Origin of the sequence: Allobosea rubneri, assembly GCF_032464875.1 — a bacterium.
Classification (GTDB): Bacteria; Pseudomonadota; Alphaproteobacteria; order Rhizobiales; family Beijerinckiaceae; genus Allobosea; species Allobosea rubneri.
The window spans coordinates 142,821-154,214 of record NZ_JAWDID010000003.1 but is presented as its reverse complement, the minus strand read 5'-3'; the positions used below and the strand labels follow the sequence as shown (position 1 = coordinate 154,214).

The following is an 11,394-nucleotide window of genomic DNA, read 5'->3' as shown; positions in this document are numbered from 1 at the left end:
GCTCTCGTCCTTCGAGACGCCGCTTCGCGGCTCCTCAGGATGAGGACTGAGGAAGCGTGTTCCCAGGGAGTCAGCGCCGCGACACTACCACGAGATAGCGCGCCGGCCCGGGGCCGGGATTGCTGAAGCGGCAGTCGCTCGGCGGGCCGAGCTCCATGCAGTCGCCGGGTTCCAGCCGCGTGACGACGCCGCCCTCGTCGAAATCCAGCAGCCCGGACTGCATCCAGATCTGCTGGCGGATGAAGGCATAGGAGCTGGCGGGGTAGGCGATGGCGGCGCCGGCAGGAAGCTCGCCCGCAACCAGTTCGAGATCGCCATTGCCGGCCGGCGAGATGGCGCGGCGGACGAAGCCGGTCTCCGGGTCGCGCCAGGAGGGCTGGTCGGCGGCGCGCCGCAGGCGCTCGCCGGCGCTCTCGATACGGGCGAGCAGATTGGACAGGGTCAGCCCGAAGGCACCTGAGAGCCGGCCGAGCAGAACCGCGGTCGGGCTGGCCTCGCCGCGCTCGATCCGGCTGATCATGGCGCGCGAGACGCCGGAGCGCTCGGCGAGATCGTTCAGGCTCCAGCCCCGCGCCTCGCGCTCGCCACGCAGCCTCTCTGCCAGTCTTGACGCGAGATCGTCCATCATCATACCCTTCTTTCTCATATAATAGACTGTGGCAGGGGCATTGGCCAGATGGCGAGGCGGGCGCCCTGCATCCGCGCCATGGCTGCATGCCCGGCCGGCATTGGCCCTTGCTCGTCTCTCTCGCTAAGCGCAGCCCATGTCCCGCAATGCCGCTCTCTTCGCCTTGATGTGCCTCGTCTGGGGCCTGACCTGGCTGCCGATCAAGGTCGGGGCTCAGCATGTGCCGCCGGTCTTCCTCGCGGCGGCGCGCTTCACCATTGCGGGTGTGCTGATGCTCGCCTGGGCGGGGCGCGACCTCAGGAAGGTGCCGGCGGATGCATGGCCGCGCCTCGTCGCCACGGCGCTGCTGCTCAACACCGGGAACTATTCGCTGCTGTTCTGGGGGGCCGCGCAGGCGCCGAGCGGCCTCGCCGCGATCGTCAACTTCGCGACGATCCCGATCTTCACGATCATCGCCAGCCGGACGATCGAAGGCCAGGCGATCGGCGCGCGCAAGCTTGCCGCCATCGGCCTCGGCACGCTCGGGCTGTGCTTCCTGTTCGCGACGCGGGCGCTCGGCGGCCTGGACGCGGCGAGCGGCAATCCGCTGGAAATCTGGGGCCTCGCCGCGATCGCGCTCGGAACCCTGCTCTACTGCTTCGGTGCCGTCCTGGCGCGTCCCATCGCCAGCCGTATGCCGACGCTGGCCCTTGCAGGCTGCCAGACGCTGATCGGCGGGATCGGCCTCAGCCTCGTCTCGGCCAGCTTCGAGACCGTGACGGCCGCGCATTTCCAGGCGCTCGTCGCGTGGCCGACGCTGCCTTCGCTCGCCTTCCTCGTGCTCGGCGGCTCGCTGATCGGTTTCACCGTCTATATGCGGCTGGTGCGCGACTGGGGCGCTTTCCGGGCCGGGCTCTATGCTTTCATCAGCCCGGCGGTCGCGGTGGCCGCTGGCGTGCTCGTGCTGTCCGAGCCGTTCGGCTGGAGCGAGGCGCTCGGGAGCCTTTTGATGTTCGGCGCGGCAGCGATCGCGCTGAAGCGCTGAGGGCCCCGCTTTCCGGTTGCCGCGATGGTGTGGCCGCCGGTCGGCTTCTTTGCGAGGGCACCGGTGCTGGGTTCCGGGCTCAGGCCTTCGGCCTGTCCCGGAAAGACGGCATGGTTCCGTTCGTAAGCGAGCGTGCGCTCAAGCCTCAATCCGGCTTGTCGATGTGCAGGGCCGCGGCCTTGGCAGCCGCCTGCTCCTGCGCCTTTACCTGAGTCTCATGCGCCATCGCCTTGCGCAGCTGGGCGCGCTCGAAGGCGAGCACGATCGGCAGCGAGAGCACCAGCGGCAGGATGAGATAGAACAGGCGCCAGATCAGCAGCGCGGCGAAGACGGCGGGGGCGGGCACGCCCGGCATGACGGCAAGGAAGACCGCCTCCATCACGCCGACGCCGCCGGGAACCTGGCTGAGCAGACCGGCCGAGAACGAGATCAGGAAGGCGCCGAGCACGATGAAGAAGCCCGGATTGCCCTGGTCCGGCAGCGCGAAATAGATGATGCCGGCCGCCCCCATCAGCTCCAGCGGCGCCGCGAGATACTGTCGTGCGACGATCGGCAGGCGGGGATAGACCAGCTCGAATTTGCCGATCCTGAGCGGCTTGAAGCGCAGCCAGGAGCCGATCGTGTAGAGAACGCAGAAGGCGAGCAGGCCGAACCCGATCAGCCGGGCTTGCGTGTCGCCGATGCCGAACCATTGCGAGAGGCGGTGCAGGGGCCGCAGGATCTGCGGCTCGCCGACGAGGACGAGGCCAAGCAGCAGGATGGTGCCGAAGGCGAAGGTGAAGGAGCAGAGCGCAACGAGCACCGCGATCTCTGCCGCGGTCAGCCCCTTCGCGTGATAGGCGCGATAGCGCACCATGCCGCCGGAGAACACCGAGGCGCCGATATTGTGCGACAGCGCGTAGGTGACGAAGGAGCAGAGCGAGATATAGGGCCAGGAAATGCCCTTCTCCTTGCCGAGATGGAGAAGTGCGATGCGATCGTACCAGGCGAGCGCGGCATAGGCGACCAGTGTCGCAAGGCCGGCATGGAAGAAGGCGGCGGGCGGGATCAGCGCGATCTTCTGGCCGATGCCGCCGGCGACGATGGCGATGCTGTCCCAAAGCCCTGCATGCTCGAGGCGCGCACTCATCGCCTCGTTGGTCAGAGCCTCGGTCTTGAGCTTGTCCCAGAGCAGCTCGACGGACCAGATGACAGCGACGAGGCCGATCAGCGGCCAGAGATAGTCGAGATACTTCTTCATGAAACCCGCAGGCAGCCGGACGGCGAGGGAGGTATCGAGGCTATGCGCAGTCTGCAGCCGGCGCATGCGATATCCGCGCGGGTCGCGTTCGTTCTCTCTGCCAGCGGCCGGCAGCGAGGGCAAGCGGCGCGACGGTATTTCGTTTCAGCCGAGCCACTTGCCGCAAGGTCGGTCAGTGACCGTTCTTCTTGAGCCAGTCCCGCATGAAGGCGATCTCCTTCTCCTGCTCGGTGATGATCGCATTCGCGAGCTTGCGCAGCTCCGGGTCCTTGCCATGGGCGAGCACGACCTTGGCCATGTCGATCGCGCCCTGGTGGTGGGGGATCATGCCACGGACGAAATCGGCATCGGCGTCGCCGGTGAAGGCAACCATCATGTCCTTGTGCATCTTGTCGTTGACCGCCTTGTAGGCAGTGGTCGCTGCGCTGTCCGCGGCGCTGGCGCCATGGTTGCCGTGGCCCTGATGGCTCTGGGCGAAGGCGGAGCCGGCGGAGGCGAGGGCACCGGACAGGGCGAGACCGGCGAAAAGCCTGCGGTCGATGGTCATATGATATCCTTTCGAAGCACGAGGCCGCCGTCAGGGCGTACCGGGTCAGGCCCGGCATCGCCTGTGGGCGGGCTGCCGGACGAACAGCCGGCCTGGTCCAGTTGGGCCGGGATCATGTCATGATCGCGGCGAAACGAATCGAGCCCGGGCGTCGCCCCGGCGGAGCCCCATGTCCGAGACCTTTTCCATCAGCCTCAACGGCGTCACCGACCTGCCGCCGGGCAAGGTCGCCGCCATCGTCACCTCGCTCGAAATGACCGCCGCGCCGCCAGTGAGGCAGGACCCGCCGGGCACCGAAGGGTTGACGCTGGAGCCGATCGGTGCGCCCGATACGGCGCGTTATCTCGCCATGTACCGGGTGTTGGGCGAGCGCTGGATGTGGTTCAGCCGCCTGGTCAAGCCGGCGGCCCATAGCGAGGCGGTCCTCGGCGACGCGGCGGTGCTGTGCTTCGTCGTGCGTCTCGAGGGGCGCGATGTCGGATTGCTGGAGCTGGACTTCCGCGAGGCGGGCGAGGGCGAGCTCGCTTTTTTCGGCCTGGAGGAAAGCGTGCTCGGCAAGGGCGCGGGGCGCTGGCTGATGAACCGGGCGCTGGAACTGGCCTGGGCCCGGCCGATCTCACGATTCTGGGTACACACCTGCACGCTCGATCATCAGGGAGCGCCGGAATTCTACCAGCGCTCCGGATTCAGGGCGTTCAAGCGCAGCGTCGAGGTGGTCGACGATCCAAGGCTCGCGGGCCATATGCCGCGAGCCTCCGTGCCGCATCATCCGGTGATCGAATGATGTGGCTGTGGGCTTACATGCCGGGGCGCGGCGAGCGCAGGCCGATCGAGTCCATCATCGCCTGATCGCGGGCGGCGTCGGCGGCACGCTCGGTGGCGCGCTCGCGGTCCTCGAGGATCTCGACCTTCTTCATCTCCTCGAAGGCCTCCTGCAACTCACCCTTGGCCTCTTCGAGCTGGCCCTGCAGGTTGTCGGCCGACTGGCGCAGATTATCCCGGCGACCGAGCGCCGCCTTGGCATAGGTCGGGTACGCGAAATGGGCGGGATCGGAGATCCCGGCGCGGCTTTCCTCGTTCTGGATCTCGCGATCCAGATCGCCCGCCATCCGGTGAAACTCGGCGATCATCATCTCGATCTGGCTCACGCGGCGGCGCTTCTCATCCACCTGGAACCGTTTGAGACGCAAAAGGGTCTCTCGCGACTTCATGTCGGCTCTTACTCCTGATTACGCATGGCGGCGTGCCAACCCCTCGGCACGGCGCCCGAACGACTTACGCGAGACGAAAAGGACAATGGCGCAAGGAGGTTGACCGTTCCTTACCGGCAATGGCCGCATTTGACGCATGTTGCATCTGCGCCATGGAGCCTGCCGACTGGACGCGGCCTCGCCTAGTCTCGACGGTATCAAGAATCAGCAGCAAAAGTGCTGCGGGACCATCGTCTTGCCCGGCCCTTTCCGTCTTCCCCAATATGGGCCGCTGCTTGCCGGCCTCGCCCTCACCCGGATCATCGGCTGGGGTTCGATCTACTATTCGCCCTCGGTCCTTGCGGCCTATCTCGACCGCGATCTTGGCCTCGGCCCGGCGGTGGTCTTCAGCGGGGTGACCATCCTCCTGGTCACCGGCGCCGCGCTCTCGCCGTCGCTCGGGCGTCATCTCGACCAGCGTGGCACGCGCCAGGCGATGTGCGTCGGTGCGGTGATCGCCGCGATCGGACTCGCTTTGCTCTCGCAGGTGCAGGGGCCGATAAGCTATCTGGCGACCTGGTTCGTCATCGGCATCGGCCACGCGATGCAACTCGCCAACACCGGCAACGTCACGGTGGCGCAATTGATGGGCGAGCGCACGCGCAAGGTCATCGGCCTGATGATGCTGGTGACCGGGCTCGCCTCCAGCGTGTTCTGGCCGCTGACCGCGGCGCTGTCCGCCGCCTATGGCTGGCGCGTCTGTCTTTTGATCTTTGCGGCGATCCAGCTCCTCATCGTCCTGCCGATCCACCTCGCCATTCCGCGCTATCGGATGAAGCCTGCGGGCGAAGCTGTCGACGCCGGGCAGGAGACTGCCGATGAAGGCCGGGTGCCGCCATCGGCACGGCGCGCGACCTTCTGGCTGATGGCGCTGAGCTTCTCCGCCAGCGGCCTGGTCTCCTGGGGGCTGCCGCTGCACGTGATCGGCCTGATGCAGGAGGCTGGTCTCAGCAATGCGACGGCGGTGGCGATCGCGACGCTCAGCGGCCCGGCGACGCTGGTCGCCCGGGCCATCGATGCGGTGGCGGGCCATCGGCTGCCGGTCGAGCGCGTCGCGCTCGGGGGGCTCGCGATCGGACCGCTGTCCTGCCTGCTGATGGCGCTCGCGCCGGGGGCTGCTCCGGTCGCGGTCGCGTTCATCCTCTTGTTCAACGCTGCGATGGGGGTGATCGCGGTCGCCCGCGCGACCTTGCCGCTGGCGCTGTTCGGCCGCCACGGATTCGGCAGCATGTTGGGGCGGCTTGCGGTTCCGCAGAACCTGACCTTCGCGGCCGCGCCACTGCTGTTCGCGTTGATGATCGAGCGGATCGGCCCGTCCGGAACGCTCTACATCTCGGCCATGATCCAGTTCGCGGCGCTGCTGGCGATGGTCGCGCTGGCGCGTCGCCTCAGGACCTGAGTCCGGCGGGCGCAAATGTCGCGGCTGGTGCCTTGAGTGTGCCGTGTTAGGGCGGCAACGGTTCTGTGCCGCAGTCTCCGCGGTTGCCGCATGATCGCGCCACCGCCCCGGCGAGGCGCGTGGATCTATTGAGAAACTCCCGAGCCCGATGCCGCTTCCACTCTTCTCCCGCCGCGTGGTCCTTCCGACCTTGTTCGCCGGGCTCGCCGTCTCGGCCAAGGCCGGCGAGCGCCCGCCGGTCTTCCGCACCTCGCGCTATCAGTTCAGGGAGCTAGACCCGGTCGTCACCATGACGCCGCTGGCGCTTGCGCGGCTGGACGGCAAGCCAGCTCTGGCGAAGCCGACAAACGGGAAGGTCACCTTGGTCTATCTCTGGGCGACCTGGTGCCCGGTCTGCCGGATCGAGCTGCCGCGCTTCGAACGTCAGCTGGGCGGGCTGAGACAGAACGGCATCGAATTGCTGACGATCGCCACCGACGAGCGCGAACCGGCGCATGTCCGGTCCTATCTCGCCCGGCTCGGCGTCAAGCGGCTTCCGGTCTTCCTCGACCATGGCGGCACGCGGCTCTCGGCGCCGCGCGACGATGGCAGCGAATCGCCGTTCTCACTTTCCGAAGGCCAGCCGATCACCTATGCGGTCGATCCGCGCGGCGGAGTGCGAGGCTATATTCTCGGGGAGGCGGACTGGTCCTTGCCGCAGGCCCAGGCGCTGCTCGGCTATTTCGCCAGAGCTTGAGAATACCGGTGCTCACATCCCCATTATGCGGGCGAGCCTGGCATAGCCGTCGCCCAGCCCCGTCGCCTCGTCCTTGGCCTGTTTCAGGAAGGCTTCGAGCTCGGGGTTGAGGCGGATCGCCTCGTCGACCTCGGCGGATGCGCCCTGGCGATAGGCGCCCAGGCGAATCAGTTCCTCCATGTCGGCATAGGTCGCGAGCGTGGCGCGAGCCTTCTGGACGACCGGATAATAGGCCGGGTCGCAGGAGCGTGGCATGGTGCGCGAGACCGATTTCAGCACGTTCACCGCCGGATAGCGGCCGCGTTCGGCAATGCCGCGTTCCATCACGATGTGGCCGTCGAGAATGCCGCGCACCGCGTCAGCGACCGGCTCGTCATGGTCGCCGCCGTCGACGAGCACGGTGAACAGGCCCGTGATGGCGCCGTCGCCCGTGCCGGGGCCGGCCCGTTCGAGCAGGCGTGGCAATTCGGCGAAGACCGTCGGCGTGTAGCCCTTGGTGGTCGGTGGCTCGCCGGCGGCGAGGCCGATCTCGCGCATCGCCATGGCGAAGCGGGTGACCGAGTCCATCAGGCACATCACCTGCAGGCCCTGGTCGCGGAAGAACTCGGCCAGCGCCAGCGTCGTCAGTGCCGCCTGCTTGCGCATCAGCGCCGGTTCGTCCGAGGTCGCGACGACGACGACCGAGCGGGCGAGTCCGTCCGGCCCGAGGTCGTCCTGCAGGAATTCCTGGACCTCGCGACCGCGCTCGCCGACCAGGCCGATGATGTTGACGTCGGCGCGGGCATAGCGGGCGAGCATCGAGAGCAGCACCGATTTTCCGACGCCGGAGCCGGCGAAGATGCCCATGCGCTGGCCGAGGCAGCAGGTCAGGAAGGTGTTGAGCGCCCGCACGCCGAGATCGAGCGGCGGGCCGACGCGGCGCCTCGCATGGGCCGGCGGCGGGTCGTTGCGGAACGGGATTGTCCTCTCGCCGAGCGGGAGGGCCGGGCCGCCATCCACAGGCCGGCCGAGTGCGTCGACGACGCGGCCGAGCCAGGCCGAGGTCGGGCGCAGGCCCGGCACCGTACGCTCGACATAGGCGGGGCAGCCGCGTCGGACGCCGTCGAGTCCGCCAAAGGGCATGACCAGGGCCTTGTCGCCGGAAAAGCCGATGACTTCGCAGGGAATCCGGGTGCCGGCGGCGATTTCGATGCCGACGCGCCCGCCGAGGCTCATCGCCGAGATCGGCCCGGAAACCTCGACCATCAGGCCGCGGACGGCGGTGACCCGGCCATAGACGGTCGTGCCCTCGATGCCGCCGATGATGGCGGCGAGGTGGGAAAGCCGTTCGGGATCGCGTTGCGCACCGCTCATGATGCCTGCCGTCAACCTTTCATTTACCTCTGTGATTAACACTGCGTTTCGAAGCTATGCCGCTGGGAGGTGCCATTTTCGGGCAAATCCTCGGGGCGAGCTTCCGCGAAGGGCGCTTTCGCGGCTGAAGCCAGATCGATCCGTGTCAAATTCGACTCACCTCGACAAGGATCGTTAGCTTTCTCCGAAGAAGCGCTTGCGCCCGGGAATCAGGGTTTGTTAACCATTTCCCCGTAGCGTGTCGCGTGGCGTTTCATCAGGCAAGCTTTCGCCGTCCAGGGCCGTGGGGGTTCGGGGCGGAGTCAATTCGGATCGCTGGCCTCGGGGCGAAATTGGGGACGTGACATGCGGGTTCTGCTGATCGAAGACGATAGCGCAACCGCCCAAAGCATCGAGCTGATGCTGAAGTCAGAGAGCTTCAACGTCTACACGACGGACCTGGGCGAAGAGGGCGTCGATCTCGGCAAGCTCTACGATTACGACATCATCCTGCTCGACCTCAATCTGCCCGACATGTCCGGCTACGAGGTCCTGCGGTCCTTGCGCGTCGCCAAGGTCAAGACCCCGATCCTGATCCTCTCCGGCCTCGCCGGCATCGAGGACAAGGTGAAGGGCCTCGGCTTCGGCGCCGACGACTATCTGACCAAGCCGTTCCACAAGGACGAGTTGGTCGCGCGCATCCACGCCATCGTGCGCCGCTCGAAGGGCCATGCCCAGTCGGTGATCACGACCGGCGACCTCGTCGTCAATCTCGACACCAAGACGGTCGAGGTCGATGCCCAGCGCGTCCACCTGACGGGCAAGGAATACCAGATGCTGGAGCTGCTCTCGCTCCGCAAGGGCACCACGCTCACCAAGGAGATGTTCCTCAACCATCTCTATGGCGGCATGGACGAGCCCGAGCTCAAGATCATCGACGTGTTCATCTGCAAGCTGCGCAAGAAGCTGGCGAACGCGTCCGACGGCAAGAACTACATCGAGACGGTCTGGGGCCGCGGCTATGTGCTGCGCGAGCCGTCCGACGCCGAGGAACGCATCCCGGCCTGAAGTTCGTCATCAGCGTGTCATCACCGGCGCGCTACACGAAAGTCGCCTGATCGTCGGATGTACACGACAGGTGAACGGGGACCCCGCCGAGAGGCGGGGTTTTTGTTTGGCGCCTTGCGCAAGAGGCTCGTGGGATCGAGACGGAAGGTCCGCGCAGCGCGGGCCGCGTCAGCTCAGCGGGACGAAGCTGCGCGCCGGAGAACCCGCCGGGCCCGCGGGCTCGGGGCGCTGCGTCGCCCGGCTCGTGGCGTCGCGGTAAAGGCCGCGATGGAGAGGGTCGGGCACCAGCGTCGTGGTGATGCCGATGACCGTCTCGGCTGCGCCGAGAATGAAGGCGCCGTTCGGCGCCAGGCGCTGGGAAAGCGCCGCCATGACCCGCGCCTTGGTCGGCACGTCGAAATAGATCAGGACGTTGCGGCAGAAGATGACGTCGAACTGGCCGAAATGGGTGCTCGATTCCAGCAGGTTGTGCTGCTTGAGCTCGACCATGGCGCGGACACGGTCATCGACGCGCCATTTGTCGCCCTCCTGACGGAAATATTTGAGCAGGAGCTGGATCGGCAGGCCACGCTGGACCTCGAACTGGCTGTAGAGGCCCTGGCGGGCCTTCTCGAGCACCTCGGTCGAAATGTCGGTGCCGAGGATCTCGATCTTCCAGCCGGCGAGGCGCGGCGCCGCCTCGTCGAGGATCATCGCCAGCGAGTAGGCCTCCTGTCCGCTCGATACGGCGGCGCACCAGATGCGCAGCTGCCGGCTCTGGGCATTGGCGGCGAGCTTCTCGGGCAGAATGACGTCCCGGAACAGGTCGAAAGGCGTCCTGTCCCGGAAGAACAGGGTCTCGTTGGTCGTCATCGCTTCGACGACGGCGTTCTCCAGCTCGCGGCCGGGCTCTCGGCGCAAGGTCGCGACAAGCGCGCTGATGCTCTCGATGCCGCGGCGCCGGCAGAGCATGCCGAGGCGGCTCTCGACGAGGTAGCCCTTCTCAGCGCTGAGATGCAGGCCGGAGCGGACCTGGAGCAGGACGCGCAGGAAATCGAAATCCTGTTCCGTCATGCGCCGTGGCCTCCGCCGACGAGGGCGCGAATGGCCGGCCCGATGTTGGCGAGCGGGATGATGGCGCTGGCATGGCGAGCCCGGACGACGGAACCCGGCATGCCCCAGATGGTGCTCGACGCCTCGTCCTGGGCGATGACGGCTGCGCCGGCGCGCCGCAGCGCGGCCGCGCCCTCCGTACCGTCGCTGCCCATGCCGGTCATCACCAGGCCGAGGGCTGCGGGCCCGAGATGACGGGCAGCCTCGTTGAACAGCACGTCCACCGCCGGGCGGCAGAAGCGCACCGGCGGCCCGTCGCTGACATTGGCGACGATATGGCCGAGCTTGCGCTCGATGCCGAGATGACGCCCGCCGGGAGCGATATAGACGGTGCCGCGCGCCAGCCGCTCGCCGTCATAGGGTTCGCGTGCGGGAATCCCGATCTGGGTTGCGATCTGATCGGCGAAGGAGGCGGTGAACAGCGGCGGCATGTGCTGCACGACCAGCGTCGTCAGATGGTGCGCGGCGTCGCCGAGATCGGACAAGACGCGGGCGACCGCACGCGGACCGCCGGTGGAGGCGCCGATCACCAGATAGCGGGGCACGACCGAGACCAGCGGCTTGAGATCGACCACACCGACAGGGGGTAGGGCGAGCGGCATGGGCGGCTCGGCGTCGGCCGGAGCGGACCGCCCGCGGGACTGCTCGATGCTGGCAAGCTTGCCTAGGAACTCGCTTCGAAAATCGAGCGACAGGGTCAGGCCGCTGCGGCTTTCCGGTTTCGGCAGGACATCGACGGCGCCCATCGTCATGCATTGCAAGGCGAGGCGGGCATTGCGCTCGGTCAGCGTCGTCGTCATCAACACGGCGCTGCCGGGGCTCTCCTTGACGAGGCGGGGCAGGGCGGCGACGCCGTCGAGGCCAGGCATGTCGATGTCGAGCACGACGATGTCCGGGTGATAGCGGGCAGCATGCTCGATCGCCATCTCGCCATCGCCCGCGACGGCGACGACGTTGAACTTGCCGCTTTCGCCGAGCCAGCGCGCAAACAGCCCGCGCACGACGACGGAGTCGTCGACGATCATCACGGTACTGAGCCGTGTGCTAGGCTGGGGCATCGGGCTTGCGGTCAGCATCG

The 11,394-nt window shown here is 67.3% G+C and carries 12 protein-coding genes; 5 read left to right on the top strand and 7 right to left on the bottom strand.

The annotated features are described in order from the left end of the window. Positions 1 to 70: 70 nt before the first annotated feature. Positions 71 to 625 (bottom strand): helix-turn-helix domain-containing protein, encoded by a 555-nt coding sequence (locus tag RKE40_RS03570; protein ID WP_316016952.1) that lies wholly within the window; start codon positions 623 to 625, stop codon positions 71 to 73. Positions 626 to 764: 139 nt separating this feature from the next. Between RKE40_RS03570 and RKE40_RS03565 the strand changes: the two genes are divergently transcribed. Beyond that, positions 765 to 1,652, top strand: coding sequence for a DMT family transporter (locus RKE40_RS03565; protein WP_316016862.1), 888 nt, complete (start codon positions 765 to 767; stop codon positions 1,650 to 1,652). Between the two features lie 145 nt (positions 1,653 to 1,797). Here RKE40_RS03565 and RKE40_RS03560 read toward each other — a convergent pair whose 3' ends face one another. Both RKE40_RS03560 and copM read right to left on the bottom strand, forming a co-directional pair. Further along, positions 1,798 to 2,958 carry a lysylphosphatidylglycerol synthase transmembrane domain-containing protein gene (locus RKE40_RS03560; RefSeq protein WP_316016861.1) on the bottom strand — a complete coding sequence of 387 codons (1,161 nt, stop codon included), beginning with the start codon at positions 2,956 to 2,958 and terminating at the stop codon, positions 1,798 to 1,800. A gap of 106 nt (positions 2,959 to 3,064) precedes the next feature. Further along, positions 3,065 to 3,439, bottom strand: a complete 375-nt coding sequence (gene copM / locus RKE40_RS03555) for a CopM family metallochaperone (protein WP_316016860.1) — start codon at positions 3,437 to 3,439, stop codon at positions 3,065 to 3,067. 169 nt (positions 3,440 to 3,608) lie between these two features. On the opposite strand from copM, the gene RKE40_RS03550 reads away from it, so the two are divergent. Further along, positions 3,609 to 4,223, top strand: a complete 615-nt coding sequence (locus RKE40_RS03550; protein ID WP_316016859.1) for a GNAT family N-acetyltransferase — start codon at positions 3,609 to 3,611, stop codon at positions 4,221 to 4,223. Positions 4,224 to 4,236: 13 nt separating this feature from the next. On the opposite strand, the gene fliJ is transcribed toward RKE40_RS03550, so the two are convergent. Further along, entirely contained in the window at positions 4,237 to 4,650 is a 414-nt protein-coding gene (gene fliJ / locus RKE40_RS03545) for a flagellar export protein FliJ (protein WP_316016858.1), read from the bottom strand. 235 nt (positions 4,651 to 4,885) lie between these two features. Here fliJ and RKE40_RS03540 point away from each other — a divergent pair, with 235 nt between their 5' ends. Together RKE40_RS03540 and RKE40_RS03535 are read left to right on the top strand one after the other, a co-directional pair. Further along, entirely contained in the window at positions 4,886 to 6,088 is a 1,203-nt protein-coding gene (locus tag RKE40_RS03540; RefSeq protein WP_316016857.1) for an MFS transporter, read from the top strand. 148 nt (positions 6,089 to 6,236) lie between these two features. Further along, complete coding sequence (locus RKE40_RS03535; RefSeq protein WP_316016856.1) at positions 6,237 to 6,824, top strand: TlpA disulfide reductase family protein; 588 nt, start codon at positions 6,237 to 6,239, stop codon at positions 6,822 to 6,824. 12 nt (positions 6,825 to 6,836) lie between these two features. Here RKE40_RS03535 and fliI read toward each other — a convergent pair whose 3' ends face one another. Continuing rightward, positions 6,837 to 8,177, bottom strand: a complete 1,341-nt coding sequence (gene fliI / locus RKE40_RS03530) for a flagellar protein export ATPase FliI (protein ID WP_316016855.1) — start codon at positions 8,175 to 8,177, stop codon at positions 6,837 to 6,839. Between the two features lie 345 nt (positions 8,178 to 8,522). Between fliI and ctrA the strand changes: the two genes are divergently transcribed. Further along, the gene (gene ctrA, locus RKE40_RS03525; protein ID WP_291633241.1) at positions 8,523 to 9,224 is read left to right on the top strand and encodes a response regulator transcription factor CtrA; all 702 of its coding nucleotides are present in this window, start codon (positions 8,523 to 8,525) and stop codon (positions 9,222 to 9,224) included. Between the two features lie 168 nt (positions 9,225 to 9,392). Here the strand turns inward: ctrA and RKE40_RS03520 are convergent, their stop codons facing one another. Both RKE40_RS03520 and cheB read right to left on the bottom strand, forming a co-directional pair. Continuing rightward, positions 9,393 to 10,277, bottom strand: coding sequence for a CheR family methyltransferase (locus tag RKE40_RS03520; protein ID WP_316016854.1), 885 nt, complete (start codon positions 10,275 to 10,277; stop codon positions 9,393 to 9,395). After that, a complete protein-coding gene (gene cheB / locus RKE40_RS03515; protein WP_316016853.1) occupies positions 10,274 to 11,374 on the bottom strand; it encodes a chemotaxis-specific protein-glutamate methyltransferase CheB in 1,101 nt (366 codons plus the stop codon). The genes RKE40_RS03520 and cheB overlap by 4 nt, the downstream gene beginning before the upstream one ends. Positions 11,375 to 11,394 lie beyond the last annotated feature (20 nt).

Coding starts and splice junctions, on each gene's coding strand:
- RKE40_RS03570 (WP_316016952.1), bottom strand. CDS start 625: ATGGACGATCTCGCGTCAAGACTGGCAGAGAGGCTGCGTGGCGAGCGC.
- RKE40_RS03565 (WP_316016862.1), top strand. CDS start 765: ATGTCCCGCAATGCCGCTCTCTTCGCCTTGATGTGCCTCGTCTGGGGC.
- RKE40_RS03560 (WP_316016861.1), bottom strand. CDS start 2,958: ATGCGCCGGCTGCAGACTGCGCATAGCCTCGATACCTCCCTCGCCGTC.
- copM (WP_316016860.1), bottom strand. CDS start 3,439: ATGACCATCGACCGCAGGCTTTTCGCCGGTCTCGCCCTGTCCGGTGCC.
- RKE40_RS03550 (WP_316016859.1), top strand. CDS start 3,609: ATGTCCGAGACCTTTTCCATCAGCCTCAACGGCGTCACCGACCTGCCG.
- fliJ (WP_316016858.1), bottom strand. CDS start 4,650: ATGAAGTCGCGAGAGACCCTTTTGCGTCTCAAACGGTTCCAGGTGGAT.
- RKE40_RS03535 (WP_316016856.1), top strand. CDS start 6,237: ATGCCGCTTCCACTCTTCTCCCGCCGCGTGGTCCTTCCGACCTTGTTC.
- fliI (WP_316016855.1), bottom strand. CDS start 8,177: ATGAGCGGTGCGCAACGCGATCCCGAACGGCTTTCCCACCTCGCCGCC.
- ctrA (WP_291633241.1), top strand. CDS start 8,523: ATGCGGGTTCTGCTGATCGAAGACGATAGCGCAACCGCCCAAAGCATC.
- RKE40_RS03520 (WP_316016854.1), bottom strand. CDS start 10,277: ATGACGGAACAGGATTTCGATTTCCTGCGCGTCCTGCTCCAGGTCCGC.
- cheB (WP_316016853.1), bottom strand. CDS start 11,374: ATGCCCCAGCCTAGCACACGGCTCAGTACCGTGATGATCGTCGACGAC.